This is a genomic window from Streptomyces violaceus (assembly GCF_036014075.1).
Classification (GTDB): Bacteria; Actinomycetota; Actinomycetes; order Streptomycetales; family Streptomycetaceae; genus Streptomyces; species Streptomyces violaceus.
In genome coordinates this window covers 5569379-5595976 of sequence record NZ_CP107911.1, presented here as the reverse complement: position 1 = coordinate 5595976, position 26598 = coordinate 5569379, and the positions used below count along the sequence as shown (strand labels likewise).

Annotated in this window: 26 protein-coding genes, 1 tRNA gene, 1 pseudogene and 1 riboswitch; of the genes and pseudogenes, 10 read left to right on the top strand and 18 right to left on the bottom strand. The window is 69.8% G+C overall.

The annotated features are described in order from the left end of the window. Positions 1 to 25: 25 nt before the first annotated feature. The 3 genes from OG542_RS25295 to OG542_RS25285 all read right to left on the bottom strand — a co-directional run bounded on the left by OG542_RS25295 (position 26) and on the right by OG542_RS25285 (position 2036). Positions 26 to 859 (bottom strand): alpha/beta fold hydrolase, encoded by an 834-nt coding sequence (locus OG542_RS25295; RefSeq protein WP_328413761.1) that lies wholly within the window; start codon positions 857 to 859, stop codon positions 26 to 28. A gap of 229 nt (positions 860 to 1088) precedes the next feature. Next, positions 1089 to 1517 (bottom strand): DUF2267 domain-containing protein, encoded by a 429-nt coding sequence (locus OG542_RS25290; protein ID WP_328413760.1) that lies wholly within the window; start codon positions 1515 to 1517, stop codon positions 1089 to 1091. A 96-nt stretch (positions 1518 to 1613) separates the two neighbouring features. Beyond that, on the bottom strand, positions 1614 to 2036 hold the full coding sequence (locus OG542_RS25285; protein WP_311125925.1) for an Hsp20/alpha crystallin family protein: 423 nt from the start codon (positions 2034 to 2036) through the stop codon (positions 1614 to 1616). Positions 2037 to 2225: 189 nt separating this feature from the next. Here OG542_RS25285 and OG542_RS25280 point away from each other — a divergent pair, with 189 nt between their 5' ends. The 3 genes from OG542_RS25280 to OG542_RS25270 all read left to right on the top strand — a co-directional run bounded on the left by OG542_RS25280 (position 2226) and on the right by OG542_RS25270 (position 5955). Further along, positions 2226 to 2528 (top strand): hypothetical protein, encoded by a 303-nt coding sequence (locus OG542_RS25280; protein WP_311125926.1) that lies wholly within the window; start codon positions 2226 to 2228, stop codon positions 2526 to 2528. 295 nt (positions 2529 to 2823) lie between these two features. After that, positions 2824 to 4224, top strand: a complete 1401-nt coding sequence (locus OG542_RS25275; RefSeq protein ID WP_328413759.1) for an alginate lyase family protein — start codon at positions 2824 to 2826, stop codon at positions 4222 to 4224. A 105-nt stretch (positions 4225 to 4329) separates the two neighbouring features. Then, positions 4330 to 5955 (top strand): alpha/beta hydrolase, encoded by a 1626-nt coding sequence (locus tag OG542_RS25270; protein ID WP_328413758.1) that lies wholly within the window; start codon positions 4330 to 4332, stop codon positions 5953 to 5955. 86 nt (positions 5956 to 6041) lie between these two features. Here OG542_RS25270 and OG542_RS25265 read toward each other — a convergent pair whose 3' ends face one another. Next, on the bottom strand, positions 6042 to 7580 hold the full coding sequence (locus OG542_RS25265) for an MFS transporter (RefSeq protein WP_328413757.1): 1539 nt from the start codon (positions 7578 to 7580) through the stop codon (positions 6042 to 6044). Positions 7581 to 7646: 66 nt separating this feature from the next. Next, positions 7647 to 8987 carry a DUF445 domain-containing protein gene (locus OG542_RS25260; protein WP_385867382.1) on the bottom strand — a complete coding sequence of 447 codons (1341 nt, stop codon included), beginning with the start codon at positions 8985 to 8987 and terminating at the stop codon, positions 7647 to 7649. 194 nt (positions 8988 to 9181) lie between these two features. Between OG542_RS25260 and OG542_RS25255 the strand changes: the two genes are divergently transcribed. Next, on the top strand, positions 9182 to 10516 hold the full coding sequence (locus tag OG542_RS25255) for an SGNH/GDSL hydrolase family protein (RefSeq protein WP_193478320.1): 1335 nt from the start codon (positions 9182 to 9184) through the stop codon (positions 10514 to 10516). 49 nt (positions 10517 to 10565) lie between these two features. Here the strand turns inward: OG542_RS25255 and OG542_RS25250 are convergent. The 5 genes and pseudogenes from OG542_RS25250 to OG542_RS25230 all read right to left on the bottom strand — a co-directional run. After that, positions 10566 to 11234, bottom strand: a pseudogene (locus tag OG542_RS25250) (DUF1707 SHOCT-like domain-containing protein); the annotation flags it as partial. A 33-nt stretch (positions 11235 to 11267) separates the two neighbouring features. Next, entirely contained in the window at positions 11268 to 12275 is a 1008-nt protein-coding gene (locus OG542_RS25245) for an ABC transporter ATP-binding protein (protein ID WP_328413756.1), read from the bottom strand. 1 nt (position 12276) lies between these two features. Further along, a complete protein-coding gene (locus OG542_RS25240) occupies positions 12277 to 13098 on the bottom strand; it encodes an ABC transporter permease (protein ID WP_328413755.1) in 822 nt (273 codons plus the stop codon). Then, entirely contained in the window at positions 13091 to 13891 is an 801-nt protein-coding gene (locus OG542_RS25235; RefSeq protein WP_328418099.1) for an ABC transporter permease, read from the bottom strand. Before OG542_RS25235 ends, OG542_RS25240 begins: the two co-directional genes overlap by 8 nt. Positions 13892 to 14008: 117 nt before the next feature. Then, positions 14009 to 14152: a hypothetical protein gene (locus OG542_RS25230; RefSeq protein ID WP_311125933.1), complete on the bottom strand. Its 144-nt coding sequence runs from the start codon at positions 14150 to 14152 to the stop codon at positions 14009 to 14011. Between the two features lie 256 nt (positions 14153 to 14408). Here OG542_RS25230 and OG542_RS25225 point away from each other — a divergent pair, with 256 nt between their 5' ends. Next, complete coding sequence (locus tag OG542_RS25225; RefSeq protein ID WP_408057792.1) at positions 14409 to 17528, top strand: transglycosylase domain-containing protein; 3120 nt, start codon at positions 14409 to 14411, stop codon at positions 17526 to 17528. Position 17529: 1 nt separating this feature from the next. Here OG542_RS25225 and OG542_RS25220 read toward each other — a convergent pair whose 3' ends face one another. The 3 genes from OG542_RS25220 to OG542_RS25210 all read right to left on the bottom strand — a co-directional run bounded on the left by OG542_RS25220 (position 17530) and on the right by OG542_RS25210 (position 18755). After that, positions 17530 to 17850, bottom strand: a complete 321-nt coding sequence (locus tag OG542_RS25220) for a DMT family transporter (RefSeq protein WP_184593181.1) — start codon at positions 17848 to 17850, stop codon at positions 17530 to 17532. Positions 17851 to 17884: 34 nt separating this feature from the next. Further along, positions 17885 to 17954: riboswitch (guanidine-III (ykkC-III) riboswitch) on the bottom strand. A 71-nt stretch (positions 17955 to 18025) separates the two neighbouring features. Next, entirely contained in the window at positions 18026 to 18382 is a 357-nt protein-coding gene (locus OG542_RS25215) for a GroES family chaperonin (protein WP_094052261.1), read from the bottom strand. Positions 18383 to 18425: 43 nt separating this feature from the next. Further along, positions 18426 to 18755, bottom strand: coding sequence for a DUF3618 domain-containing protein (locus tag OG542_RS25210; protein WP_311130305.1), 330 nt, complete (start codon positions 18753 to 18755; stop codon positions 18426 to 18428). Positions 18756 to 18850: 95 nt separating this feature from the next. Between OG542_RS25210 and bcp the strand changes: the two genes are divergently transcribed. The 3 genes from bcp (at position 18851) to OG542_RS25195 (ending at position 21023) form a co-directional block, all read left to right on the top strand. Next, positions 18851 to 19318, top strand: coding sequence for a thioredoxin-dependent thiol peroxidase (gene bcp, locus OG542_RS25205; RefSeq protein ID WP_328413754.1), 468 nt, complete (start codon positions 18851 to 18853; stop codon positions 19316 to 19318). 821 nt (positions 19319 to 20139) lie between these two features. Further along, positions 20140 to 20940 (top strand): HNH endonuclease signature motif containing protein, encoded by an 801-nt coding sequence (locus OG542_RS25200; RefSeq protein WP_328418094.1) that lies wholly within the window; start codon positions 20140 to 20142, stop codon positions 20938 to 20940. Between the two features lie 7 nt (positions 20941 to 20947). Continuing rightward, a tRNA-Leu gene (locus OG542_RS25195) sits at positions 20948 to 21023 on the top strand. 63 nt (positions 21024 to 21086) lie between these two features. Here the strand turns inward: OG542_RS25195 and rdgB are convergent. The 4 genes from rdgB to OG542_RS25175 all read right to left on the bottom strand — a co-directional run bounded on the left by rdgB (position 21087) and on the right by OG542_RS25175 (position 23412). Then, a complete protein-coding gene (gene rdgB, locus OG542_RS25190; RefSeq protein ID WP_193478327.1) occupies positions 21087 to 21689 on the bottom strand; it encodes an RdgB/HAM1 family non-canonical purine NTP pyrophosphatase in 603 nt (200 codons plus the stop codon). A 118-nt stretch (positions 21690 to 21807) separates the two neighbouring features. Beyond that, positions 21808 to 22206: a hypothetical protein gene (locus OG542_RS25185; protein ID WP_328413753.1), complete on the bottom strand. Its 399-nt coding sequence runs from the start codon at positions 22204 to 22206 to the stop codon at positions 21808 to 21810. Positions 22207 to 22348: 142 nt separating this feature from the next. Beyond that, on the bottom strand, positions 22349 to 23086 hold the full coding sequence (rph, locus tag OG542_RS25180) for a ribonuclease PH (protein ID WP_193478328.1): 738 nt from the start codon (positions 23084 to 23086) through the stop codon (positions 22349 to 22351). Positions 23087 to 23178: 92 nt separating this feature from the next. After that, positions 23179 to 23412, bottom strand: coding sequence for a glucose PTS transporter subunit EIIB (locus OG542_RS25175; protein ID WP_193478329.1), 234 nt, complete (start codon positions 23410 to 23412; stop codon positions 23179 to 23181). Positions 23413 to 23752: 340 nt separating this feature from the next. Between OG542_RS25175 and OG542_RS25170 the strand changes: the two genes are divergently transcribed. Beyond that, complete coding sequence (locus OG542_RS25170) at positions 23753 to 25015, top strand: PTS transporter subunit EIIC (protein ID WP_193478330.1); 1263 nt, start codon at positions 23753 to 23755, stop codon at positions 25013 to 25015. Between the two features lie 80 nt (positions 25016 to 25095). On the opposite strand, the gene OG542_RS25165 is transcribed toward OG542_RS25170, so the two are convergent. Further along, the gene (locus OG542_RS25165) at positions 25096 to 25848 is read right to left on the bottom strand and encodes an MBL fold metallo-hydrolase (RefSeq protein WP_193478331.1); all 753 of its coding nucleotides are present in this window, start codon (positions 25846 to 25848) and stop codon (positions 25096 to 25098) included. A gap of 214 nt (positions 25849 to 26062) precedes the next feature. Here OG542_RS25165 and OG542_RS25160 point away from each other — a divergent pair, with 214 nt between their 5' ends. Beyond that, complete coding sequence (locus OG542_RS25160) at positions 26063 to 26560, top strand: type II toxin-antitoxin system PemK/MazF family toxin (protein WP_328413752.1); 498 nt, start codon at positions 26063 to 26065, stop codon at positions 26558 to 26560. Positions 26561 to 26598 lie beyond the last annotated feature (38 nt).

The window sequence follows — 26598 nt, the reverse complement described above, 5'->3', positions numbered from 1 at the left end:
GTCTGGACGCGATCAACGTAGGACCTCAACCAAACTTGAGGTCAAGGAGGAAGGTTCTGATCGCCTCGTGGAGGCGGTCCGGCTGGTCCAGGTGGACGTCGTGGGCCGCGTCCGGGATGCGGGTGAGGTGGGTGGCCGGGCGGCGGGTGAGCATGGTGGTGGGCTCGTCGGGGCGCATGGTGCCGTGTTCGCCCTGGATGAGGAGGGTCGGGCAGGTGATCTGTGTCCACTGGGGCCAGTAGGCGGTGGTGGCCAGTTCGGCGACCGACGAGATGAGCGTGGCGCGGTCGAAGGTGGGGTGCCAGCCGTCTTCTCGCCGCTCCAGGGTTCTCGTCCAGGCCTCGTGGCCCAGGAAGGTCTCCGCGGCCTCCAACGACTCGAACGGCGTCGGCCAGCCGTCCAGCCAGGTCGCGATCTGTGCGGGGAGTTCCGGGTTCGGGCCCGCCGGTCCCGCTTCGACCAGGATCAGGGATGTGACCAGGTGGGGGTGGGAGGCGGCCAGCAGCATCGCCGTGTGGCCGCCGAGGGACTGGCCCAGCAGGGTGACGGGGGCCAGGGCCAGTTCCTCGATCAGGGTCACGGCGTCCTGGACGTGGGCCGCGCGGGTGGTGGTCGCTGGTGTGCGGGTGCTGGCGCCGTGGCCTCGGGCGTCGTACGTCACCACGCGGTGACCGTCGGAGAGGAGCCGGGCGGCGACCGCGTCCCACTCGCCCTGGTGGCCGGCCAGGCCGTGCAGGAGGAGGAAGGGGGTGGCGGATTCCCGCTCGGGGCGGTGGTCGTGGTGGGCGATGCGGGTGCCGTCGGGGGTGGTGAGGGTCGCGGACGTGGTGCGGACGGTTTTCGGGTGGGGAGTCTTCAACTGGCCTTCCCTCCGGTGACAGCTCGGGCCGGCAAGCCTCCCCGTCCCCGACGGCCACCGCCAGCCGTTTTGCGTGGCCTGGCGGTGGCCGCCGTGCGCGGGCTGCGGGGGTGCGGCTGTGAGCGGACCGCGGAGTTACGGCCGCAAGCGGCTTACAGCGGTAAGCGGACCACCGGCGTACGGGGCCGTACGCGGACCACCGGCTCACGGCCGTACGCCGACCGCCGTCCTACGCCATCGGACCCAGGTCCGCTCGGCCGAACAGCAGGGCGTAGCCCGGCGGTAGCTGGGCCAGGATGCGGGTCACCAGGTCGTCGCCGATCAGGGGCGGCAGCACGCCGAGGACCGAGCTGACGTCCCAGCGGGCCGTGGCGGGGGTGGCTCCCTCGGCACGGGCGGCGATCGAGTCGACGAACTCCGCGGCCGTCAGCCGCTGTGTGACCGGGATCTGGGAGGCGATCAGCCTGGCGGCCTCTTCGGGCAGGGCGCGGGCGAGGTCGACCCGTTCGTCGCCGGTGACATGGGCTCCGAGCGCGGACAGGACGACACGGGTCACACGCTCCGCCTCGGCCCTGGTGGGGTACTGGCCCGACTCCTGTACCGCGTCCAGCAGTCGGTTCGTGGTGAGCGTATCGGTGGGCACCGTCATGGCGGTCATGTGCGGCTTTTCCTCTGGGGGGTGTGCATGGGTGACCGTCCCGCGGGTGGGACGCCCGCGGGACGCTGCCTCGGTTGTGTGGGTGCTCGGGTGGGGTCAGCCGCTGAGCTGCTTGCGGCTGTCGCCACCCGCGATCTGGATACGGCGCGGCTTGGCCTGCTCCGCCACGGGGATGCGCAGGGTCAGGACGCCGGCCTCGTACGACGCGTCGATGCGCTCCGTGTCCAGCGTGTCGCCGAGGAAGAGCCGGCGGGTGAAAACGCCGGTGGGACGTTCGGCGACCAGCAGCTCCGCACCCTCGGGGGCGGGGGACCTGCGCTCGGCTCGCACGCTCAGGACGTTGCGTTCGATGTCCAGCTCGATCGTCTCGGGGTCGATGCCGGGGAGGTCCAGGTGGACGAGGAAGTCGTCCCCGGAGCGGTAGGCGTCCATCGCCATCGCCGACGGGCGGGCGGCGGAGCCGAGGACCTGCTGCGTGAGTCGGTCGAGGTCACGGAAGGGGTCCGTGCGCATGAGCATCACTGTCTCTCCTCTCATCAGGCGCTGTGTCGCGATGCCACATGTGTTGCTTCTTCTTATATAGCTCGGACGAGGAAACTTGACAAGCCTCGACTCATGTTCGGTTTCGCGCCGTTCTCGCGCCCCGGCGCGTGCACCGCTCGTGCGGGGAGTTAGCCTCGGGTTCTCGTGAGAGCAGGAGGCAGGAACATGGCGAAGGTTCCCAGCGCGGTGGTCGCCGCGAGCGGGCTCGTCGGCGGGTACGGCGTGGCCCGTTGGACCAGGCAGCGGCCGCTCGGCGGGGTCGTGCTCGCGGTCGCGGGTGCGGCGGCGGCGCGGCAGTGGCGGGAGCAGGCAGGCGGGGTGGCCGCGGGGGCGTTGTCGGCCGCGTATGTCGCCGCCTTCGCCGGGTCTCATCCGCTGGCCAGGAAGGTGGGCGCCTGGCCCGCCGTGTTCGGCGTGGCGGGAGCCGTGGCCGTGGCGTCCTGGGTCGTGGCCGACCGGCGCGACTGACGCGCCCACCAGCAGGTACAGCAAAGAACCCGGCCCTGAATCCCAGGGCCGGGTTCTTGTGTGGAGCGCCGGGCAGGCCTTGCACCTGCATTTCCCCGCAGGAAGCGGGGCGTCTTTCCTTGGACCACCAACGCACGATCCCTCAGCCGGAGTTCCGGCGACCGGATGCAGATCAACTGTACCGCAGTTTTTGTTATCGCCGTCACCGCGGGCCGTCTCCTCGTCGTCCCCCACAGACACGCGACTTACGACGCTGAGGTACGACGACGTGACACGACAGATCAGCCGCCGGAGCATGTTGAAAGCAGCGGGCGCGGCGGGCGCCGCCGGTATGGGTACGGCCACGCTCGCTCCCCCGGCCTCCGCCGCCGACGCCCCCTTCGCCCACCCGGGGCTGCTGCACACCCGGACCGACCTGGACCGTATGGCGGCCAAGGTGAAGACGGGCGCAAAGCCCTACACGGCCGGGTTCGCCGAGCTCACCGCCAACCGGCACGCGCAGAGCGGCTGGCAGGCGAATCCGCAGGCGACGTTGTACCGGGGGTCGGGGTCGCCCCAGAACTACGCGGCCCTCTACAACGACATCCACGCCGCCTACCAGAACGCCCTGCGGTATCACGTCAGCGGTGAGGACGCGCACGCCGACACCGCCGTGGCGATCCTGAACGCCTGGTCGGGGAAGCTGACCTCGATCCAGGGCTCGGCCGACCGGTTCCTGGCCGCGGGGCTGTACGGCTATCAGTTCGCCAACGCCGCGGAACTCGTACGTGACCATGGTGACTTCGATCTCGGGCGGGCGCAGGAGCTGCTGTCGGAGGTCTTCCTGCCGCTCAGTGACAGCTTCCTGAGCCATCACAACAACGCCGTCGTCACCAACTACTGGCCCAACTGGGATCTGACGGCCGTCGCCTGTGTGCTCGCCACCGGGATCTTCTGCGAGGACCGGGGCAAGGTCGAGCGGGCCGTGGAGTACTTCAAGCACGGGGAGGGGATGGGCTCGGTCCGGCACGCCATTCCCGTCGTGCATGACGACGGGCTCGCCGAGTGGGTCGAGGCCGGGCGCGATCAGGGGCATGCGCTGCTCGGGGTCGGGCTGATGGGCACGGTGTGCGAGATGGCGTGGAGCCAGGGCATCGATCTGTACGGGTACGACGACAGCCGGTTCCTCAAGGGCGCGCAGTACGTGGCCAAGTGGAGCCTGGGGGGCGATGTGCCGTACACGGCCAACACGCGGAGCAAGGGGGCGATCGGCGGGTGGTCGGGGAGTGAGACGGCTTCCGGCGCGGCGGCTGTGGATCCGGGGATGACCCGGCCCATCTGGGCGATGATCGCCAACCACTACACCAAGCGACGGGGGTTGCCGGCGTCGTACCTCACGCGGGCGGCTGCCAAGGCCGCGCCCGAGGGTGGGGGTGGGGATTACGGGCCCAACAGTGGCGGGTTCGACCAACTGGGTTTCGGGACACTGGCGTTCACTCGCGAGCGGGCGGCCGACGTGTCCGCGGCGCCGAGTCCGGGTCCGGTCGCGTCCGATGGGGCCGGGGGTGTTCGTCCGCAGGCCTCGGCGTCCCCGGTCGCGGGTGACGACCTTGCCGCCACGGGGTCCGGGGACGTCGTCGGCTTGGCCGCGGGGGCGGGGATCACGGCCGTGGCGGGGGGACTGCTGATGCTGCGACGGCGGGGGCGGGCCGGGTAGCGGCCCGGGGGGGGCGCAGGGTGGCCGTCATGTCCCTTGTGTGGCACGGGAGTTGAGGCAAGGCTGTGATCAGTCTGTGAACGCCTGATCCATGGAGGAACACCCTTGCCGTCCAACACCCCACCCGTCCCGCGCGTGAAGAGGCGCGGGAGACTGGCCGTCGGAGCGCTGGTCACCGCGCTGTTCGGCCAGTTGATGACCGGGACCGCGGTCGCCGCGCCCGCGGCCGAGGTCAAGGCCGAGACGCCCTTAGCCGGCTTACCCGGTCGAATAGCCTGGGCGCCCTGTGAGTCGCCCTCGGGCGAGGGCTCCTTCGAGTGCGCCACCGTCGAGGTGCCCGTGGACTGGAAGCGGCCGAACGGTGCCCGCTTCGATCTGGCCCTCGCCCGTCACCGGGCCACCGACCCGGCCCGCAGAATCGGTTCGCTGCTCGTCAACCCCGGTGGGCCCGGGGGGTCCGGGGTGAACTTCACGTTCATGGCGCCGGACAGCTTCTCCCCCGAGCTGCTGGAGCGGTTCGACATCGTGGGCTTCGACCCGCGTGGCGTCGGCCGCAGCAACCCGGTGGTCTGCGACGAGGACCGGATCAACGCCCAGAACGCGCTGCTCTACCCGGACAGCGCCTCCTCCTTCGCCGCCCTGCGCAAGGCCAACCGCGCGCTCGGCGAGAACTGCCGCGACCTCACGGGCCCGCTCGCCGACCACATGGACACCGGGAGCGTCGTCCGCGACATGGACGCGATCCGCGCCGGTCTCGGCGAACGGCGGATCACCTACTACGGCGTCTCCTACGGCACCGCGATCGGCCAGCAGTACGCCGAGCGCTACCCGCACCGCGTCCGCGCGATGACGCTCGACTCCAACATGGACCACAGCCTGGGCCCGTGGGGCTTCCAGAAGACCGAGACCATCGGGGTGGAGGAGTCGTACGGCCAGTTCGCCGACTGGTGCGCCCGCACTCCTTCGTGCGCGCTGCACGACCGGGACGCCCGCGCCGTGTTCGACACGCTCTACAAGCGTGCCGAGGCCGGTGAACTGGTCGAGCCGGGCGACCCGCCCCAGAGGGTCACGCCTGAAGACCTCCAGTCCGCCGCCTTGGGCAACATGTACGACCCGGCCGGCTGGTTCGGGTTCGCTCAGGCTCTCGCCGACCTGGACGCCGGCGCCCCCGCGGCGGCACGGTCCGTGCGGAAGTACGGGGAGCCGATGGAGTATCCGTTCAACTCGGTGATGTGCCAGGACTACGACTTCGGCGTGTCCTCGTACCGCACCCTCGCCCGCTTCCAGCGCGAACTCGGCCGGCTCGCTCCCGTGACCCGGTTCAGTACGCTCGGCTGGACCGTCCAGACCGGCTGCCAGGACTGGCCGTCCAAGGTAAGCAACCCGCAGCGGCGGCTCGATGTCGACGGCACTCCGCCGATCCTGATGACCAACAGCCGGTATGACCCGGCCACACCGCACTCCTGGGGCGCCAACGCGGCGAAGCAGATCGGGCGCGAGGCCGTGTTCCTCACGTACGACGGTGTCGGTCACGGTGACTACTGGCTGAGCCCGTGCGCGCGTGACGCCATCGACACCTACCTCGTGACCCTGAAGACTCCGCGCAAGGGCACCCACTGCCCGGCGGTCTGGCCGGCCGGGCCCTCGGTCCAGCGGCAGTCGCCGTCCGGCGGCCTCGTCAACCCGCTGCCCGAGCTGCTGGGCACGGGGACGTACGGGCGAGCCGGGTGACGCGGCCCGGTCCCGCGCGGACGTGAGCGTGGGGGCGTGGTTCCGGTCGGGCCGGAGCCACGCCCCCGATGCCTGCCGGTGGCCCGCTATGCCGTCGCCTGCTTCGACCCGTCCGGGCCCGGGCCCTGGGGGCCGCCGCCTTCCCCACCGCTGCCCGTGGGCGTCGCCTTCTCCGCCGCCGCTGTCAGCGGCTTGGCGATGTCCTCCAGGGAGCGGCGTTCCGCCTTCACCGCGAGGATCGCCGCCGCCAGTCCGGCAAGGCACATCAGGGTCGCGCCGATCTGGAAGGCGAGGACCGTGTCGCCGACGACACCGGATTCCGTGAGCTTGGCGAAGAGGAGCGGGCCGCTGATGCCGCCGGCGGCGGTGCCGATGGCGTAGAAGAAGGCGATGGACATGGCGCGGGTCTCCATCGGGAAGACCTCGGAGACCGTCAGGTAGGCGCTGGACGCGCCCGCCGAGGCGAAGAAGAGGACCGCGCACCAGCACGCCGTCATCGTGTCCGCGCTCAGCGAGCCCTGGTCGAAGAGCCAGGCCGTGCCGAAGAGGAGCAGGCCGGAGAGCAGATAGGTGCCGGAGATCATGATCCGGCGGCCCACCGTGTCGAAGAGCTTGCCCAGGAGCAGCGGGCCGAAGAAGTTGCCCAGTGCGATGACCGCGAAGTAGTAGCCGGTGTTGCCGCTCGGGACGTCGAAGAACGTCGTCAGGATCGCGCCGAAGCCGAAGGTGATGGCGTTGTAGAGGAAGGCCTGGCCGATGAAGAGGGAGAAGCCGAGGATCGCGCGGCGGCGGTAGTCGGAGAAGACCGTGCGGCCGATCTCCAGGAAGGAGACGCTGCGGCGCTGGTGGATGGTGATCTCGCCCTCCGGGCGCGGCAGCGGCTCGCCCCGCTCCTCCTCGATCTTGCGTTCGATGGAGGAGACGATGCGTTCCGCCTCGTCGTCGCGGCCGTGGATCAGCAGCCAGCGGGGGCTCTCCGGGACGTGCCGGCGGACCAGCAGGATCACCAGGGCCAGGACCGCGCCGAGCGCGAAGGTCAGGCGCCATCCGACGTTCGCCGCGAAGACGTCGGTGTCCAGCGCGACGATCGCCAGCAGGGAGCCGCCGACCGCGCCCAGCCAGAAGCTGCCGTTGATCATCAGGTCGGTGCGGCCGCGGTACTCCTTGGGGATCAGCTCGTCGATCGCGGAGTTGATGGCCGCGTACTCGCCGCCGATGCCGAAGCCGGTGAGGAAGCGGAAGGTGAAGAACCACCAGGTGTCGAAGGCGATGGAGGTCAGCGCCGTCGCCGCCAGATACACCGCCAGGGTGATCATGAAGAGCTTCTTGCGGCCCCACTTGTCGGTCAGGCGGCCCCAGAACAGGGCTCCTGTGCAGGCTCCGGCCACATACAGGGCCGCCGCCATGCCGGTGACCTGGCCGGAGGTGATGGGCAGTCCGCTGCCGGGCTCCGACAGACGGCTGGCGATGTTGCCGACGACGGTGACTTCGAGGCCGTCGAGGATCCACACGGTGCCGAGGCCGAGGACGATCGTCCAGTGCCAGCGCGACCACGGGAGGCGGTCGAGGCGGGCGGGAATGTCGGTGGTCACGGTTCGGCCGGTCCCGGCCTGCGCAGTGGTCATGGGCTCCCTCCCCATCGAGCGGAAACCCGGGGCGAGTGCCCTGACCGGCTTCTCTTACGCCAGGAGTCATGCCCCCAGCGCGTGCGACACGGTGTAGATCAGCAGGCCCGCGAGCGAGCCGACCACCGTGCCGTTGATCCGGATGAACTGGAGGTCGCGGCCGATGTTCGCCTCGATCTTCCTCGTGGTGTGCTCGGCGTCCCAGCTCGCCACCGTGTCCGTGATCAGGGAGGTGATCTCCTTGCGGTAGGTCGTGACGACGTACACGGCCGCGTCCTCCACCCACTGGTCGACCTTGTCCTGCACCTTGCGCTCGGCCGCCATCCGGGAACCCAGCGACAGCAGCGAGGACCGTACGCGCAGCCGCAGTTCGCTGCGCTCGTCCTCCGCCGCGGCGACGATCATGGACCGTACGGCCGTCCAGGCGCTGGCGATGAGGTCCTGGACCTCGCCGCGGCCCAGCACCTCGCCCTTGAGCCGCTCGACCCGGGCGCGGGTCTCGGTGTCGGACTGGAGGTCGGAGGCGAAGTCGGTGAGGAAGCGGTCGAGGGCGCCGCGCGCGGGGTGGGCGGGCATGTCGCGCATCTCGGTGGCGAAGCGCAGCAGCTCCCGGTAGACCCGCTCGCCGACCTTCCGGTCGACGAACTTCGGCGTCCAGCCGGGGGCGCCGCCCTCCACGGCGTCCATCACCTCGTCGCGGTGCAGCACCAGCCAGTCGTGCGCACGGTTGACGACGAGGTCGACGACCCGTTTGTGGCCGCCGTCGGCGACGACCTTCTCCAGCATCTTGCCGATGCCGGGGCCGATCTCCTGGGCGTTGGCGCGCCGGGTGATGGCCTCGCCGACGACGGCCTGGACGTCGGAGTCGCGCAGGACCGTCAGGGCGCCCCGCAGGGCGGTTGAGAGCTCCGCCGTGACCCGGTCGGCGTGCTCGGGGACGGCGAGCCAGGCGCCGAGGCGGCTGCCGATGCCGACGGCGCGCAGCCGCTGCCGTACGACGTCCTCGGAGAGGAAGTTCTCGCCGACGAACTCGCCGAGGGAGACGCCGAGCTGGTCCTTCTTGGTGGGGATGATCGCGGTGTGCGGGATGGGGATGCCGAGGGGGTGGCGGAAGAGGGCGGTGACGGCGAACCAGTCGGCGAGCGCGCCGACCATGCCGGCCTCGGAGGCGGCGGCGACATAGCCCGCCCAGGGGCCGGCGCCGGAGTTCTGGGCCCACTTGGCGAGGATGTAGACCACGGCCACGAACAGCAGGAGCCCGGTGGCGGTGAGTTTCATACGGCGCACGCCGCGCTGTTTCTCCTCGTCCGCTGGGCTGAAGCTCGTCATCGCACGGTTCACGGCGACGCCTGGGCGGGCATGCTGCCCCTCGACGCCGACCTTTTCTTCCACTTTCATCCGTTCCATCCGCTCCACCCGCTTGGTGATCCCGCACACATTGTCCCTTCCTGACCGACTACTGGAACGGAACAGGAGTTCCCGGCGTCTGTCGGAAGGGGGTAATGCCGGGGGTCCTGTCAGCTTCCCCCCTGCCCATGACGCATCATGGGCACATCAGATCGGAGCCTTGGGCTCCCATCGCCTGAGGAGAACTGCACAGCATGACCCGGGGTCGTGGTTACGCCCTGCTCGCGGCGATCGTCGCAGCGGTTGTGGCCCTTTCCGCCGCCATATATGTCGGAGTGGCGACCGACGACGGCACGCAGACCCGGAACACCCGGGCAGACGGCCGTCTTCCGAACAACTCCGCCGCCCCCGCCTCCACCGGCACCTGGGTCGGCACCTGGTCCACCTCACCGGCCGGCGCCGAGCCGGGCACCGAGACGACCGGCATGGCGGACCGTTCGGTACGCAACGTCGTCCACACCACCGTCGGAGGTACGAGTGCCCGCGTGACGCTGTCCAATCTCTACGGCCAGTCGCCACTCAGCATCACGCAGGCCTCGATCGCGGTCGCCGCGGGCAGCGGTACGCCCGCCGCGCTCTCGGACACCCTGCGCCAGCTGACCTTCAACGGCGGCCCCACGGTGGTCATCCCGCCCGGCCGGCAGGTGATGAGCGACGTGGTCCGCGTCGTCATCCCGCACGACGCCGACATCCTGATCACCACGTACACACCGACCAGCTCCGGCCCGGTGACGTACCACCCGCACGCCCGGCAGACCTCCTACGTCGCCCAGGGCAACCAGGCCCAGGACACGACGGGCACGCCGTACACCGAGCAAAGCACGTACTGGCGCTATCTGACGGCGCTGGACGTGCTGAGCAACGAGTCCGACGGCACGGTCGTCGTCCTCGGCGACTCCCTCACCGACGGCATCACCTCCACCGCGGGCGCCAACAACCGGTGGACCGACGTCCTGTCCGAGCGGCTACGCGCGGAGATCGCCGCCGGGCGGGACCTGCCCCGCTACAGCGTCGTCAACCAGGGCATCAGCGGCAACCGGGTCCTCACGGACGGGCTGGGCCGCCCGGCAGACAACCCCAGCGGGCTCAACCGCTTCGGACGGGACGTGCTGGAGCGGACGAACGCCAAGGTCGTCGTCATCGACCTCGGCGTCAACGACATCCTGCGCAACCCGCGGCTCGCCGACCCGAACGCGATACTCGACGGCCTGCGCACCATGGTGGGCCAGGCCCACGCACGCGGCCTGAAGGTCGTCGGCGCGACCCTGATGCCGTTCTACGGGCACCGCGGCTACACGGACCCGCGGGAGTCGGTCCGGCAGCAGATCAACGCCGAGATCAGGGCGGGCCGGGTCTTCGACGCGGTGGCCGACTTCGACAAGGCGCTGCGTGACCCCTACGACCCGCGCCGGCTGCGCGCCGACTACGACTCGGGCGACCATCTGCACCCCAGCGACAAGGGGTACGCGCGGATGGCCGAGGAGTTCGACCTGGAGAGCCTGAAGGGGTCGGCGCCGGCCGAGCTGTAGCAGGACGACGCCGAGTACTGACCGACGACGCTCAGTACTCGCCGTGGTTCCGCCGCTCCAGCTTCTCCCGCCGCCGCTCCTCCTTGAGCCGCTGCTTCTCCGCCCGCGTCAGCTTCCGCTGGACCCCGACGCCGCCCCAGAGGGCGAACCCGGTCACGATCACGCGCGGCGCCCCGGGCTCCCCCGGCACACCCTCCTCGCGGTGGTCGAAACCGCCCATGATCCCGATGCCGCGCACCACGACCTCGACGCCGGGCGGCACGATGACATCCACCCCGCCCATGATCGCGATCGCGTTGATCTCGACCTCGCGCTCCGCGAAGTTCGCCTCGCGCAGGTCGATCTCCCCGCCGCCCCAGAGGGCCAGGCAGGTGAACCGCCGGGGCATCGTCCAGTGCCCCTTGCGCTGGAAGCCGGACATCACGGCGACGGCCCACGTCGAGGTCCCCTCGCCGCCGACGACCCGCCCGGGCCAGTCGGACCCCGTGGCGGGGTCCTTGCTCAGCGACACGGCGGGCACCACGACGCCCGCGACCGGCAGGTCCCGGGTGATCGGCACCAGTTCCCCGTACGTCCGCGCCTGGTACGTCGCGTCCAGCCGCTCCTCGAACTCCGCCATGTCGAGACGTCCCTCGGCGACGGCGTCCCGCAGGATGCCGGCGACCCGTTCACGGTCGGCGTCGGAGGCACGGAGGTCCGGGGCTGCGTCGTCGGTCATGTACAGCAGCCTACGAGTTACCGGTCCCTGGCACTATGCGGTCGCACGCTCCGGCGGGGGTTTGGGGGTGTCCCCCAACGTGTGCAGCATCTTCGCGATCACCGCCTCGATGTCCGGCTCCCGCACCGACAGGTCCACCAGCGGGTACTCCGCTGCGATCCGCGCCACCAGCGGCGCCGCCGACTCCGCCGCCGGGAACGCCAGCCACTGCCGCGGCCCGTCCACCCGGACGACCCGGGCGGGTGCCGGGGCGTCGATCGGGGGCAGTTCCCGCTCGAAGTCCACGACCAGCGTCCGCTCGCTCTCCCCCGCCTCGTGCAGCCCGGCGAGCGGACCGTCGTACATCATGCGCCCGTGGTCGATGACCATCACCCGCTTGCACAACTGCTCGATGTCCTGCAGGTCGTGAGTGGTCAGCAGCACCGTCGTACCGCGCTCGGCGTTCATCTCCCGCAGGAACTCCCGCACCTTGGACTTGGAGACCACGTCAAGACCGATGGTCGGCTCGTCGAGGTACAGCACCTCCGGGTCGTGCAGCAGCGCCGCCACGATGTCCCCGCGCATCCGCTGCCCCAGGGAGAGTTGCCGAACCGGCACGTCCAGCAGGTCGCCCAGGTCGAGGAGTTCGACCAGGCGGCCGAGGTTCTCGCGGTAACGGGCGTCCGGGATCCGGTACATACGGTGCATCAGCCGGTACGAGTCGACCAGCGGCAGATCCCACCACAGCGTCGTACGCTGCCCGAACACCACACCGATGCGGTGTGCGAGCCGCGTGCGTTCGCGCGAGGGGTCGATGCCCGCGACCCGCAGCCGGCCGGCGCTCGGGGTGAGGATGCCGGTCAGCATCTTGATCGTGGTCGACTTGCCGGCACCGTTCGGGCCGATGTAGCCGACCATCTCGCCGCGTTCCACACGGAAGGAGATCGAGTCGACGGCCCATACCTGCCGCCGTTCCCGCTTCATGAAGCCGGTCTTCTTGCGTACGTCGAAGACCTTCTCGACACCGTCGACTTCGATGAAGGCGCTGTCCACCTCGGTCACCTCAACTCCCTGTACTCCGGTAGGAACGAAGCCCCGTCCGCCACGCCGCCCCCGCCAGCGCGCAGCAGGCCACCGCCACCAGGGGCGAGGCGAACGCCGCCCAGGACGGCAGGCCGATGGGATACGGCCGCCCCAGCACATAGGCGGCCGGGACCCAGTTGACGAAGGCGAGCGGCACCATGAAGGTCACGCCCCGCACCAGGTCCTTCCCGAACACGCTCGGCGGATACTGCAGCAGCGTGGTCCCGCCGTACGTGAAGGCGTTCTGCACCTCGGCGGCGTCCTGCGCGAAGATCTGGAAGGCCGCGCCCGCCACGAACACCGCCGAGAAGATCGCCGCGCCGCTGACCACCATCACCGGCACCAGCAGCACCTTCGCCGCACTCCAGTCGACGTCCACCGAGACCAGCGCCCAGCACAGCACCACGGCGCCCTGGGTGATCCGGCCCAGCCGGCGCAGCGCGAAGCGGTCGGCGCCGACCTGGGCGAGCACCGGCGCGGGCCGCACCAGCAGCGTGTCGAACGAGCCGTCGCGCATCCGGGCGCCCAGGACGTCCATCGAGCCGAGCAGCAGGTCGGCGATCCCGAACGCCGTCACCGACAGCCCGTAGAGAAAGGCGACCTCGGGCAGTGACCAGCCGCCCAGCGAGTCGACCTGCGAGAACATCAGCAGGATCCCCACGAAGTCCAGGCCGGTCACCGTCAGGTTGCCGAACACCGTGACGACGAAGGAGGTGCGGTAGGTCATGCTGGACCGCATCCACATCCCGGCGATCAGCCGATAGGCCCGCAGCCCCTCGGCCAGGGCACTCCGCTCAGCCACCCTGCACCACCACCCGCCGCGTCGCGGCCGACTGCAGCAGCCGTCCCGCCGCCAGCAGCGCCACCGCCCACGCCGCCTGGAAGGCGAACGCCCGCAGCGGGTCGGTCTCCCCCATCAGCACATCCGCCGGCATCTGGATCTGCGCCGCCCACGGCAGCACCCGCACGACCTCGCCGAGCGCTCCGGGGAAGGCGTTCAGCGGCAGCACCATGCCCGAGAAGAAGATCCCCGTGACCGTCAGGACCTGGTTGACGCCCATGCCGTCCATCAGCCAGAACACGCTCAGGGCCGCCAGATAGCGGATCGCGAAGCTGACCACCGTCGCCAGCAGGAGCGTGACCACGAAGGCCGCCCAGGGGGTGACCGACGTGGGCAGCGCCATGGGGAAGAAGACCGCGCCGAACGCGAACGGGATCACGCCCCGCCCCAGCATCTGGAACAGCGCCCGCCCCACGTCGCTCGCCAGCCACCACATCTGCAGATCCGCCGGCCGGTACAGGTCGACGGCGATCTCACCGGTGCGGATGCGCTCCATCAGGTCCTTCTCGGCACCGCCGCCCTGGATGGCCAGCGTCGCGTAGAGACACTGCCCCAGCCACACATACGTCACGGCCTGCGTCTGGTCGTACCCTCCGAGATGCGGCCTCTCGTCCCACAGCGCCAGATAGGTGTAGACGAGGATGACGCCGAAGACCGTGTTGGTGAACACCCCGGCCACCGTGGCCGCCCGATACGTCGCGTACCGCCTGAAGCCCCCCGCCGCGACGGCCGCGTACAACCGTCCCGAGCCCACATCCACAGCCCTCCTCGCCGCCCTCTTCGCCGCCCGACACCGAAGCGCAGGAGCCTAGTGGGCCGAGGATCACGCGTGCCATGGGTTTTCCCGCCCCGGAAACCATGGGGAGTTCGATCACGCGTCGGTCTGCGTGACGTTCCAGTCGGCACCGGCCCAGACGGTACGATCCGTTCCGTCCGCGTGGGCAGAGGCGCCCGTGGCCAGGGCGAGCAGCGTGACGGCGGTGCCGGCCAGGGCGGAGCGTGCGAGCGGTCGCATCTTCGGTCGTGTCCCCCTTCAGGCGAATCTCGCACAAGCAAGATCGCGAGTCGAGCAGGCGTGCAGGATGGCTCAGTTCACCCTGCTCCCACCTGTGCGTTCGCCCGCACGCCGCCCGCCTCACCACACGGCTCGCGACACGGCCCCCGATCAGGGAACTGATCGCCGGATGGGACAGTCTTCATCACAGGGGCGCAAGAGCGAGCAGAGACGTACGGGAACGACGTACGACGCGAAACAGGAGTCCGTGCACGACATGAGTGACGAGCCTCAGCCGCAGCAGCCGAACCCGGGGCGGGAACCGAGAGAGCCGCAGCCGGACGGCGACCCGGGCACGCCACGGGCCCAGGCTGGCGACGACCCGGGCACGGCACGACCCCAGAAGGACGGCTCCCCGGCCACGCCACGGGCCGAGACGGACGGCGACCCGAGCATGCCACCGTCCAAGACGGACGACCCCGGCACGCCCCGAGCCGAGACGGACGACCCGGGCACCGTGCAGATCCGGGCCGTCGGGTCCCCGGGTACGGCACGACCCCCGGCCGGCGGCGCCCCGGACACGCCCCGAGCCAAGACAGACGGCGACCCGAGCACGCCACGACCCCAGGCCGACAACGACCCGGGCACCGTGCAGATCCGGGCCGTCGGATCCGCCGGCGCGGCACGACCCCCGGCCGGCGGCGCCCCGGACACGCCCCGAGCCAAGACAGACGGCGACCCGAGCACGCCACGACCCCAGGCCGACAACGACCCGGGCACCGTGCAGATCCGGGCCGTCGGATCCGCCGGCGCGGCACGACCCCAAACCGGCGGCGCCCCGGACACGCCCCGAGCCAAGACAGACGGCGACCCGAGCACGCCACGACCCCAGGCCGACAACGACCCGGGCACGGTACAGATCCGGGCCGTCGGATCCGCCGGCGCGGCACGACCCCCGGCCGGCGGCGCCCCGGGCACGCCGCAGGCCCAGACCGGCGGCGCCCCGGGCACGCCGCAGGCTCCAGCCGGCGACGGCCCGGGCACGGCACAGATGCGGGCGATCAGCGACCCGGACGAACCGCGGGCCAAGCCCGGCGGGAAGCCGAAGCGGACCGGCTGGCGCCGGATGTTCCCGACCTGGCGCATGACGCTCGGCGGCTTCATCATCGTCGTCATGCTGCTGATCGGCGGCTTCTTCCTGGGCTACTCGCTGGTCCAGATCCCGCCGGCCAACGCGCTCGCCACCAAGCAGGCCAACGTCTACCTCTACGCGGACGGCTCCGTGATCGCCCGCGACGGCGAGATCAACCGGGAGAACGTCACCCTCGCGCAGATCTCCAAGGACGCCCAGCACGCGATCCTGGCCGCCGAGGACCGCGACTTCTACACCGAGTCCGCCGTCGACCCCAAGGCCATGGTCCGCGCCGCCTGGAACACCGCCCTCGGCAAGGGCAAGCAGTCCGGCTCCACGATCACCCAGCAGTACGTGAAGAACTACTACCTGCGCCAGGAACAGACCGTCACGCGCAAGGCCAAGGAGTTCTTCATCTCCATCAAGCTGGACCGCGAGCAGAGCAAGGACCACATCCTCGAGGGCTACCTCAACACCAGCTACTTCGGCCGCAACGCCTACGGCATCCAGGCCGCCGCCCAGGCCTACTACGGCATGGACGCGACCGAACTCGACCCGGCCCGCGCCGCCTACCTCGCCGCGCTCGTCAACGCGCCCAGCCAGTACGACGTCGTCGCCCACCCGGAGAACCGCAAGGCCGCCGAGTCCCGCTGGAACTACGTCCTGGACGGCATGGTCAAGAAGGGCTGGCTCAGCGAGTCGAAGCGGGCCGGCATGAAGTTCCCCATGCCGAAGGAGTCCACCCTCTCCACCGGCATGTCCGGGCAGCGCGGCTACATCGTCCGGATCGTCAAGGACTACCTCACCCAGAACAACATCATCGACGAGGACAAGCTCGACGCCGGCGGCTACCGCATCACCACGACCCTGCAGAAGCCCAAGCAGGACGCCTTCGTGAAGGCCGTCAACGACAAACTGATGTCCAAGCTGGACAAGAAGAACAACAAGGTCGACTCGTACGTCCGCGCCGGCGGAGCCGCCGTCGACCCCAAGACCGGCAAGGTCGTGGCGATGTACAACGGCGTCGACTACGTCAAGCAGTACACCCCCAACGCCACCCGCAGGGACTTCCAGGTCGGCTCCACCTTCAAGCCCTTCGTGTTCACCTCGGCCGTCGGGAACGGCTCGCGGACCCAGGACGGCCGCGTGATCACCCCGAACACGATCTACGACGGCACCAACAAGCGAACGGTCCAGGGCTGGACCGGCGACCCGTACGCCCCCGAGAACGAGGACCAGCACTCCTACGGCCCCATCACCGTCACCGAGGCCACCGACAGCTCCGTGAACTCGGTGTACGCGCAGATGGCCGCCGACGTCGGCCCCCAGAAGGTCAAGCAGACCGCGATCGACCTCGGCGTCCCCGAGACCACGCCGGACCTCGCCGACGGCCCCGCCATCGCGCTCGGCACGGCCACCGCCAGCGTCCTCGAGATGGCGGAGTCGTACGCCACGCTCGCCAACCACGGCCGGCACGGCACCTACACGATGGTCGACAAGGTCATGAAGGAGGGCACGCCCATCGAGCTGCCCGAGCGGCGCACCCGGCAGGCCGTGAGCCGCGAGGCCGCCGACACCACCACCTCGATGCTGCAGAGCGTCGTCCAGAACGGCACGGCCTCCGCCGCGCAGGCAGCGGGCCGCCCCGTCGCCGGCAAGACCGGCACCGCCGAAGAGGACACCGCGGCCTGGTTCGCCGGCTACACCCCCGAGCTCGCCACGGTCGTCTCCGTCATGGGACAGGACCCGGTCACCGCCGCCCACAAGTCGCTGTACGGGGCGATGGGCCTTGACCGCGTCAACGGCGGCGGGCCGCCCGCCGAGATCTGGACGCAGTTCACCCAGGACGCCCTCAAGGGCAAGCCGGTCACCGAATTCGACCTCAGGCTCCAGCCGGGCTCCGACGTCTCGCAGGCCCCCAGCCCCGAGGTCCCCGTCGACCCGACCACGGGCGGCACCGACGAGGACAGCACGTCCACCGGCGGCCAGGAGACCGGCACCGAGTCGCCCGGCGAGACCCCGAGCGCGCCCGAGGGCCAGACCCAGGGCCAGACCGACGGCGGCACCACCGACGGCGGCACGGGAGGCGAATCCCCAACCGGCGGCGGCACCGCGGACGGCGGAACCGGCGACGGAGGTACGACGGAGGGCGGCGGCACGGCCGACGGCGGCACCACGGAAGGCGGCACCGCCGACGGCGGCAGCACCGGCGCTCCGACAGGCCCCGGCTGGGGCGTGGCCCCGCAGACCATGCGCCGCGAGTAGGTCAGTGACCGCTGGTCGCCTTCAGCCCCACCACGGCGACCAGCAGCAGGCAGACGAAGAAGATCCGGGCGGCGGTGGCCGGCTCCCCCAGCACGGCCATGCCGACCACCGCCGCCCCGGCCGCCCCGATACCCACCCACACGCCGTAGGCGGTACCGATGGGCAGGGTCTTGGCGGCCTGGGACAGCAGCAACATGCTGACGACGATTCCGGCACCGGTGAGAACACTGGGGAGCGGGCGGGTGAAGCCGTCGGTGTACTTCATACCGATCGACCACCCGACTTCGAGCAGACCGGCGACGACGAGCAGAACCCACGCCATGACGGGCACCTCCGGGAGACAGGCTGACGGTCCAGGTGCGTCGTCTTTGCCTTCGTCCCGGTACGGCGCGTCTCGTCGGGTCCCTCCAACGTAGCAAAGACCACGACGAAGGGCCGGTGACAACGGTCACCGGCCCCTTCTGCTGTTTCTTCTGCTGTTTCTTCTGCTGTGGGAACTACAGGTAGAGGCCCGTCGAGTCCTCCGAGCCCTCGAACCGGTCCGCGGCCACGGCGTGCAGATCACGCTCGCGCATGAGCACGTACGCGATACCCCGCACCTCGACCTCGGCACGGTCCTCCGGGTCGAACAGAACCCGGTCGCCAGGCTCCACGGTCCGCACGTTCTGCCCCACCGCGACGACCTCGGCCCAGGCGAGGCGCCGGCCGACCGCCGCCGTGGCGGGAATCAGGATGCCGCCGCCGGAACGCCGCTCGCCCTCGCTGGTGTCCTGCCGCACGAGTACGCGGTCGTGCAGCATCCGGATGGGCAGCTTGTCCGGGTGGGTGCTGTGCTCGTTTCTGTTGGCGCTCACGCCCTGAACCTACCTGTCTTCGCCGCGAACGTACGCAGTCGGGTCAGCCCTTGCGCCGCCGCGTGCCCAGGGCGAGCAGCCCGACCACACCGACCACCACGAGGGCGACCGGCACGACCCGCTCCAGGCGCGGCGCCCCGTCCTCTCCCACGAACCGGGCCCGCACATCGGTGACGGCCCGGTTGACCTCCACGTACGCCCGCCCGAGGGTGTGATCGATATTGGACGCGACCCTGGCCTTGGCGTCCCCGACGATCGTCTTCGGGTGCACCCGCACCCCGATCTCGTCAAGGGTCTCGGCCAGGGACTCGCGGCGGCGCCTGATGTCCGCCTCGATCTGCGCCGGGGTCCTGGTGTCCGCCGTGTCCGCCACCGTGTCGCCTCCGAAGTCGGTGTGAAGCCTGTGCCGCACAGTCTGTCAGCTCCACGGCTCATCGCACTGTCAGGACCCCCGGTTAGGCTGGCCCGATGAGCGAGCGACTCCAGCCGGGGGACGTGGCCCCCGCCTTCACCCTGTCCGACGCCGACGGCACCGAGGTGTCCCTGGCGGATCACAAGGGCCGCAAGGTCATCGTGTACTTCTACCCGGCCGCCCTCACCCCCGGCTGCACCAAGCAGGCCTGCGACTTCACGGACAACCTGGATTTGCTGACGGGCGCGGGCTACGACGTCATCGGCATCTCCCCCGACCAGCCCGAGAAGCTGGCCAAGTTCCGCGACAAGGAGTCCCTGAAGGTCACGCTGCTGGCCGACCCGGACAAGCAGGTCCTGGAGTCCTACGCCGCCTTCGGCGAGAAGAAGAACTACGGCAAGACCTACATGGGCGTCATCCGCTCCACGATCGTCGTGGACGAGGAGGGCAAGGTCGAGCACGCGCTGTACAACGTCCGGGCGACGGGGCACGTGGCCAAGATCATCAAGGATCTGGGGATCTGAGGGCCCGCTTCTCCACTGTGGAACGGCTCGTACCGGGGTTGCCCGGTACGAGCCGTTCCACATTTCGTGCGTGACTGTCCGATAAGCGGTTCGTTACTCCGTGCGAGGCCACGAACGGGTGGTCGAGATCGGAGGGGAACGATGGGAGTTAGGTACACGCGCGAGTTGCTCGAAGAAGTGGCGCGGGTGACATCGAACTGGGACGACGCCGTGCGGTGGTGCGGAGGTACACCAACACCCGGCAGCAGACGCTATCTGCGTCAGAAGATGGCCGAGGCGAGCGTAGATGTCTCACACTTCCCCGCGCGGTGGGCACGCCACACCGAGGAGACACTTCGAGAGGTCGTGGCGGTGTCGACCAACGTCAAGGAGGTGCTTCGCCGCCTAGGCATCAACCCGGTCGGTGGCAACCACACGCATATCAGCCGCCGCATCTCGACGCTGGGCATCGACACATCCCACTTCGTGGCACAACCACCAGGGCCAAGAAGCTCGCGGCGCGATCTACTGAGCCTCGGGACGCCAAAGGCCGGCAGAATCCCGGGAAGTCGACTACTTCGGCATTTGCTCCGCATCGGAGTCCCGGAAAGCTGCGCGATGTGTGGCACTGGCCCCAGATGGAACGACAAACCCCTCCGGCTGGAGGTGGACCACATCAACGGCGACTGGTGGGACAACCGTTCCCAGAACCTTCAACTGCTTTGCCCCAACTGCCATGCGGCCACGGACACATACCGGGGCCGTCGGCGGAGGGCAGTTTCGTGAGCAAGCCGAGGTACACACGAGACCTGCTGACTCGTGCTGCCGCCAAAGCCACCAGCATGGTCGACCTGATGCGCACGCTGGAAGCTCCGATGGGGAGCGGCCCTCGCCATTACCTCAGTAGGCGGCTGCAGCACTACGGCATCGATACCTCGCACTTCCGCGAGGAGTCTCTGCCGGAACGCGAACGGCGCAGCTATCCGGAAGAACTCCTCAGGGAGGCCGCCGCTCGTTCGAACAGCATCAGGGAGATGCTGGAGTACATGGGGCTTCCTGCACGCGACAGCCCGTACGGCTACATCAGAAAGAAGCTGGACAAATTCGGAATCGACACCTCGCACTTTGCCGGAAGACGGGGCAACCGCCCGAGGGCTCTCCTTCCGCGCGAAGACATCACACGAGCCGTCGCCGAATCTCATAGCTTGGCCGGAGTGATGCGAATGCTCGGCCTCTCTCCTCTCGGTGGTTCGGGGCGAGCGAAGGTCAAACACAGCATCGAGGCCTACGGTCTGTCGACCTCCCACTTCACAGGGCAAGGCCATTTCCGTGGTACTCCCTCCCCACGTCGCAGGTCCGCGGCCCAGATCCTGGTGAGACTTGCTCCTGGTTCTCCACGCACTCAGACGGCCTTACTCAGACGAGCACTCGACGACCTCGGCGTGACCCATGTGTGCAACGAGTGCGGCACAGGGGAGAACTGGCAGGGCAGAAGACTCGTTCTGGAACTCGACCACATCAACGGCGATCGGCTGGACAACCGGATCGAGAACCTGCGATACCTCTGCCCCTCCTGTCACAGCCAGACGAAGACCCACTCTCGACCTCGCCGCGCCCTCACCTCTCTCGGCCCAGTACAGTAACCGCGATGGGTCCGTACCCCAGCTGGCCGAGAGGGCGCCGGTTTAGGTCCGGTGTGTCGTGGGTTCGAGTCCCACCGGGCCCACTGCCAACAGGGGCGCAGCACCAGCGTGGTGCCGCGCCCTTCGGCGTACGTGGCGCACAGCCCTCAACCCAACAGCTCCCGCACCACCGGCACCAACGCCCGAAACGCCTTCCCCCGGTGGCTGATCGCGTTCTTCTCCTGGGGAGTCAGTTCCGCGCAGGTGCGGGTCTCGCCGTCGGGCTGGAGGATCGGGTCGTAGCCGAAGCCGCCGGAACCCGTCGGCTCGTGGCGGAGGGTGCCCCGGAGTTGGCCCTCGACCACGCGTTCCGTGCCGTCGGGCAGGGCGAGGGCCGCCGCGCAGGCGAAGTGGGCGGCGCGGTGGTCGTCGGCGATGTCCGAGAGCTGGGCGAGGAGCAGGTCCAGGTTGGCCTTGTCGTCGCCGTGCCGGCCGGACCAGCGGGCGGAGAAGATGCCCGGGGCGCCGTTCAGGACGTCTACGCACAGGCCCGAGTCGTCGGCGACGGCCGGAAGGCCAGTCGCCTGGGCGAGGGCGTGGGCCTTCAGCAGCGCGTTCTCGGCGAAGGTGACGCCGGTTTCCTTGACGTCGGGAATGTCCGGGTAGGCGTCGGCCCCGACGAGCTCATGGGGCAGTCCGGCTTCGGCGAGGATCGCCCTCAGCTCGGTGATCTTTCCGGCGTTGCGCGTGGCGAGGATCAAGCGGGTCATGGCCCCCAGTATCGCCCCGTCAGGGGCGCGGGGAACTGCGCGACCAGCCCCCACGAACCCGCGGCCTACTACAAGCGGTACCCGGCAGACGAGAAAGCCGGGCCCAGCCAGCGCAGCGTTACGGCGTGCAGACCTTCGTCAGTTCGCCCGCCGCGTCCGTGACCGGGCTGATGTCGGGCGTCTCGTCGCCGTTCTTGACCGACGTGCGGACGTTGTCGACGGCCTTGTTGAGGTCGTCGACGGCCTTGTTGACGTCCGTGTTGTCGGTCTTGTCGCCGATCTCGCCGAGGTTCTTGTCGATCGAGTCGAGGGACTTGTCGAGCTGCGTCGGGTCGTTGGCCGCGTTGTCCACGGCCTGCTGGAGTTCCGTGACGCTGTCGGCGATGGCGTCGGCGGTCTGGACGCAGTCCAGCGCCTTGTCGACGGCGGCGCAGCCGGTGATGAGTCCGGCGGTCAGCGCGACGGCCGCCAGGGTGGCGGCGACGGCTGCGGTGCGGCGTCGGCGGCTCGCGGCCATGGAACGGTCCCTCTCGTCGGTCGGGCCGGTCGGCCCGTGTGGCTGGCCGAGCGCACAGGGATGAGCCGTGCGCCCGTACCTCTTCAGACGCGAGCATGCTCGGCGCGGTTGCCCGCGCCGAGCATCTGCCTTGGTGCGCCCTTTACTTTTCGAGGACGGTATCAAGCGCGGTGCGCTGGTGGGCGGTGAGTTCCGTGCAGCCGGCGACGGCGAGGTCGAGGAGGGCGTTGAGTTCGTCGCGGGCGAAGGGTTCGGCCTCGGCGGTGCCCTGGACCTCGACGAAGCGGCCGTCGCCGGTGCAGACGACGTTCATGTCGGTGTCGGCCTTGACGTCTTCCTCGTAGCAGAGGTCGAGGAGCGGGACGCCGCCGACGATGCCGACGGAGACGGCGGAGACCGTGCCGGTGAGGGGCTGGCGGCCGGCCTTGATGAGCTTCTTGCGCTGGGCCCAGGCGACGGCGTCGGCCAGTGCCACGTAGGCGCCGGTGATGGCCGCCGTACGCGTGCCGCCGTCGGCCTGGAGGACGTCGCAGTCGAGGACGATCGTGTTCTCGCCGAGTGCCTTGTAGTCGATGACGGCGCGGAGCGAGCGGCCGATGAGGCGGGAGATCTCGTGGGTGCGGCCGCCGATGCGGCCCCTGACGGACTCGCGGTCGCCGCGGGTGTTGGTGGAGCGGGGCAGCATGGAGTATTCGGCGGTGACCCAGCCTTCGCCGCTGCCCTTGCGCCAGCGCGGGACGCCTTCGGTGACGGAGGCGGTGCAGAAGACCTTGGTGTCGCCGAAGGAGACGAGGACGGAGCCTTCGGCGTGCTTGCTCCAGCCACGTTCGATGGTGATCGGGCGGAGCTGCTGGGGGGTGCGGCCGTCGATTCGAGACATGCCGCTGAGCCTAGCGGCACCTGCGGAAGGGGCCCCTCCCGCGGTGGGGAAGGGCCCGTTCAGGGTGTGAAGCCGGGGACGATGCCGGCTCTTCACATGAGGTCTTCGATTTCCGCCGCGATGGGGTCGGCGTCGGTGCCGATGACGACCTGGATGGCGGTGCCCATCTTGACGACACCGTGGGCTCCGGCGGCTTTCAGGGCGGCCTCGTCGACCTTGGCGGGGTCGATGACCTCGGTGCGCAGGCGGGTGATGCAGCCTTCGACCTCTTCGATGTTGTCGATGCCGCCGAGCCCGGCAACGATCTTCTCAGCCTTGCTGGCCATCTTCGTTCTCCCTGATCCGAACCGCTTTGTCGCAGTAACCCATAATTGGCCCATCTTTGCGAGCGGCCGTATCGTGCCTGCCGAATGATGGCGTCACGTCAACGCGACCGTCCCGCGACTGGTCTACACCACGAGTCCGCCTCTCGACAAAGGACCGGGGTGTGATCGTCGGGGCGGCCCTGTTTTTCGCGGGTTCCACTCGTTCGGCCTACCGTGCTACAACTGGTCTACACCACTCACTGGTGGAGGTCGCGCGGTGGAGACCGCGCTCCCCTTTTGAGACGCCGCCGTCCCCCGTCGAACTCTTCCTGGGCGGCGCCGTGCCCCATGGAGGAAGTTCATGTCCACAGACACTGCCGCGCCCGCGAGCCCGAAGAAGGGGACTGCGGTGATGGCGGTCCTGCAGCGCATCGGCCGCAGCCTCATGCTGCCCGTCGCCGTGCTGCCGGCCGCCGCCCTCCTGGTCCGCCTCGGCAATACCGACATGCTGGGGCGGGAGTCGTTCCCCGCCTTCATCACCAAGATCGCGGGCTTCATGGCCGCGGGCGGCAACGCGATCCTCGACAACATGGCGCTGCTGTTCGCCGTGGGCATCGCGATCGGCTTCGCCAAGAAGTCGGACGGCTCCACCGCCCTGGCGGCCGTGGTCGGCTACCTCGTCTTCAAGAACGTGCTCGCCACCTTCACCGACCCGAACCTTCCGCAGGTGGCGACGGCCGTCGACGGCAAGGTCGTCATGGTGGACGCGCCGGTGGACGCCAAGGTGCTCGGCGGTGTGGTGATGGGCCTCGTGGTCGCCCTGCTCTACCAGCGCTTCTACCGCACCAAGCTGCCGGACTGGGCGGGCTTCTTCGGCGGTCGCCGCATGGTTCCGATCCTGTCCGCCTTCGCGGGCCTGGTCATCGGCATCGTCTTCGGGTACATCTGGCCGGTCCTCGGCACGGCGCTGCACAACTTCGGCGAGTGGCTGGTCGGCTCCGGAGCCGTCGGCGCGGGCATCTTCGGTGTCGCCAACCGTGCACTGATCCCGATCGGCATGCACCACCTGCTGAACTCCTTCCCCTGGTTCCAGGCCGGCACGTACGAGGGCAAGAGCGGTGACATCGCCCGGTTCCTGGCGGGCGACCCGAGCGCCGGGCAGTTCATGACCGGCTTCTTCCCGATCATGATGTTCGCCCTGCCGGCCGCCTGCCTCGCCATCGTGCACTGCGCCCGGCCGGAGCGCCGCAAGGTCGTGGGCGGCATGATGTTCTCGCTCGCGCTGACCTCCTTCGTCACCGGTGTCACCGAGCCGATCGAGTTCACCTTCATGTTCATCGCCCCGGTGCTGTACGCGATCCACGCCGTGCTCACGGGTGTCTCGATGGCGCTGACCTGGGCGCTGGGGATGAAGGACGGCTTCGGCTTCTCGGCCGGCGCGGTGGACTTCTTCCTGAACCTGGGCATCGCGTCCAACCCGTGGGGCCTGGCCCTGGTGGGCCTGTGCTTCGCGGCGGTCTACTACGTGGTCTTCCGCTTCGCGATCACCAAGTTCAACCTGCCGACCCCGGGCCGCGAGTCCGACGAGGAACTCGCCGAGCTGCAGAAGGCGGAGGCGAAGTAGCACGCGGCACGACGAAGGCCCCGGGACCACCTGGTTCCGGGGCCTTTGCGCGCGTAGACCTCATACCTTTTGCGTCGGCCTCATACCTCGTACGTCTGCCTCGGTGCCGCGAGATCCACCGGCCCGTCGTACACCGCGCGGGCGTCGACGACGTTGACCTGGGGGTCCGTCCACGGCGGGATGTGGGTGAGGACCAGGTGCCGGGCTCCTGCCCGGGCGGCTGTCTCGCCCGCTTCGCGGCCGTTGAGGTGCAGGTCGGGGATGTTCTCCTTGCCGTGCGTGAACGCCGCCTCGCACAGGAACAGGTCGGCGTCCCGGGCGAGTTCGTCCAGGGCCGGGCTGATGCCCGTGTCGCCGGAGTACGTCAGCACCTTGCCGCCGTGTTCGATGCGGATGCCGTACGCCTCCACGGGGTGGGCCACCCGCTCGGTGTGCACCGTGAACGGGCCGATCTCGAAGGTGGACGGCTTGACCGTGTGGAAGTCGAAGACCTCGCTCATGGAGGAGGCGGAGGGGGTGTCCGCGTAGGCGGTGGTCAGCCGGTGTTCCGTGCCCTCGGGTCCGTAGACCGGGAGCGGATCGCAGCGGCCGCCTTCGTGGCGGTAGTAGCGCGCGACGAAGTACGCGCACATGTCGATGCAGTGGTCGGCGTGCAGATGGCTGAGGAAGATCGCGTCGAGGTCGTAGAGACCGCAGTGGCGCTGCAACTCGCCCAGGGCACCGTTGCCCATGTCGAGAAGCAGCCGGAAGCCGTCGGCCTCGACGAGGTAGCTCGAGCAGGCCGATTCCGCGGACGGGAACGACCCCGAGCAGCCGACGACGGTGAGCTTCATGAAGCAGAAACCTCCGCTGGCGGGAAAGTCTGTGTAAGGGGCGTCGGGGGTCGTGCGGTTTGTCGAGCGTAAGGCGCAAAACCTCCGGTAGCTCCTCCGCCAAGGGCTGTTGTGGGCGAACTCACCTGTGGTGTCACCGGTTCGGGCGGCAGGACCGGGCGTGATCCTTGTCAGGGAGGGCGCATGGGAGGGATGGCGCCGGTAACGTCTCAGTATGGACACGTCCTGGTGGCTGGCGCTCGCCGCGGTGGTACTGCTCGCACTCATCGCGACGCTCGTCGACGGCTGGGGGCGGCGGTCGTCGGCGCGGCGGGTCCGGCCGGCCGCACCGGCCACCGCGGTGGCGGGCCTCCCGCAGCCGGCGGAGATCTGGTGGGCGGACGTGCCCTACGAGGACGAGACGGAATCAGCGGGGGCCGCGCGAAGCGCGTCGGGTAGGGCGGTGGTGGGAGACGGGCGGGCCAAGGACCGGCCGTGTCTGGTGCTGGCGGTGCGCGGGGAGCGGGCGACCGTCGCGAAGATCACCACTCGGTTCCGGGACGAGCGCAACGGCGTCATCCCGCTGCCGCCGGGCTCGGTCGGCGATGCCAGGGGCCGTGCGAGCTTCCTGGAGACGGACGAGTTGCGGGAGGTCCCGGTGTGGGGCTTTAGGCGACGGGTCGGTGTGGTGGACCCGGCGCTGTGGGACCGGGTGCGGTACCTGGCGGGGTGAGACCGCCCGCCCTTCCCGCAGCCCGCCCCTTCCCGGAG

Bases quoted from the DNA above. Each gene is read 5' to 3' on its own strand.
- OG542_RS25290 (WP_328413760.1), bottom strand. From the start codon at position 1,517: ATGACCGCCATGACGGTGCCCACCGATACGCTCACCACGAACCGACTG.
- OG542_RS25285 (WP_311125925.1), bottom strand. From the start codon at position 2,036: ATGCTCATGCGCACGGACCCCTTCCGTGACCTCGACCGACTCACGCAG.
- OG542_RS25280 (WP_311125926.1), top strand. From the start codon at position 2,226: ATGGCGAAGGTTCCCAGCGCGGTGGTCGCCGCGAGCGGGCTCGTCGGC.
- OG542_RS25275 (WP_328413759.1), top strand. From the start codon at position 2,824: ATGTTGAAAGCAGCGGGCGCGGCGGGCGCCGCCGGTATGGGTACGGCC.
- OG542_RS25265 (WP_328413757.1), bottom strand. From the start codon at position 7,580: ATGACCACTGCGCAGGCCGGGACCGGCCGAACCGTGACCACCGACATT.
- OG542_RS25260 (WP_385867382.1), bottom strand. From the start codon at position 8,987: ATGGAACGGATGAAAGTGGAAGAAAAGGTCGGCGTCGAGGGGCAGCAT.
- OG542_RS25255 (WP_193478320.1), top strand. From the start codon at position 9,182: ATGACCCGGGGTCGTGGTTACGCCCTGCTCGCGGCGATCGTCGCAGCG.
- OG542_RS25230 (WP_311125933.1), bottom strand. From the start codon at position 14,152: ATGCGACCGCTCGCACGCTCCGCCCTGGCCGGCACCGCCGTCACGCTG.
- OG542_RS25225 (WP_408057792.1), top strand. From the start codon at position 14,409: ATGAGTGACGAGCCTCAGCCGCAGCAGCCGAACCCGGGGCGGGAACCG.
- OG542_RS25220 (WP_184593181.1), bottom strand. From the start codon at position 17,850: ATGGCGTGGGTTCTGCTCGTCGTCGCCGGTCTGCTCGAAGTCGGGTGG.
- bcp (WP_328413754.1), top strand. From the start codon at position 18,851: ATGAGCGAGCGACTCCAGCCGGGGGACGTGGCCCCCGCCTTCACCCTG.
- OG542_RS25200 (WP_328418094.1), top strand. From the start codon at position 20,140: ATGGTCGACCTGATGCGCACGCTGGAAGCTCCGATGGGGAGCGGCCCT.
- rdgB (WP_193478327.1), bottom strand. From the start codon at position 21,689: ATGACCCGCTTGATCCTCGCCACGCGCAACGCCGGAAAGATCACCGAG.
- OG542_RS25185 (WP_328413753.1), bottom strand. From the start codon at position 22,206: ATGGCCGCGAGCCGCCGACGCCGCACCGCAGCCGTCGCCGCCACCCTG.
- rph (WP_193478328.1), bottom strand. From the start codon at position 23,086: ATGTCTCGAATCGACGGCCGCACCCCCCAGCAGCTCCGCCCGATCACC.
- OG542_RS25175 (WP_193478329.1), bottom strand. From the start codon at position 23,412: ATGGCCAGCAAGGCTGAGAAGATCGTTGCCGGGCTCGGCGGCATCGAC.
- OG542_RS25170 (WP_193478330.1), top strand. From the start codon at position 23,753: ATGTCCACAGACACTGCCGCGCCCGCGAGCCCGAAGAAGGGGACTGCG.
- OG542_RS25165 (WP_193478331.1), bottom strand. From the start codon at position 25,848: ATGAAGCTCACCGTCGTCGGCTGCTCGGGGTCGTTCCCGTCCGCGGAA.
- OG542_RS25160 (WP_328413752.1), top strand. From the start codon at position 26,063: ATGGACACGTCCTGGTGGCTGGCGCTCGCCGCGGTGGTACTGCTCGCA.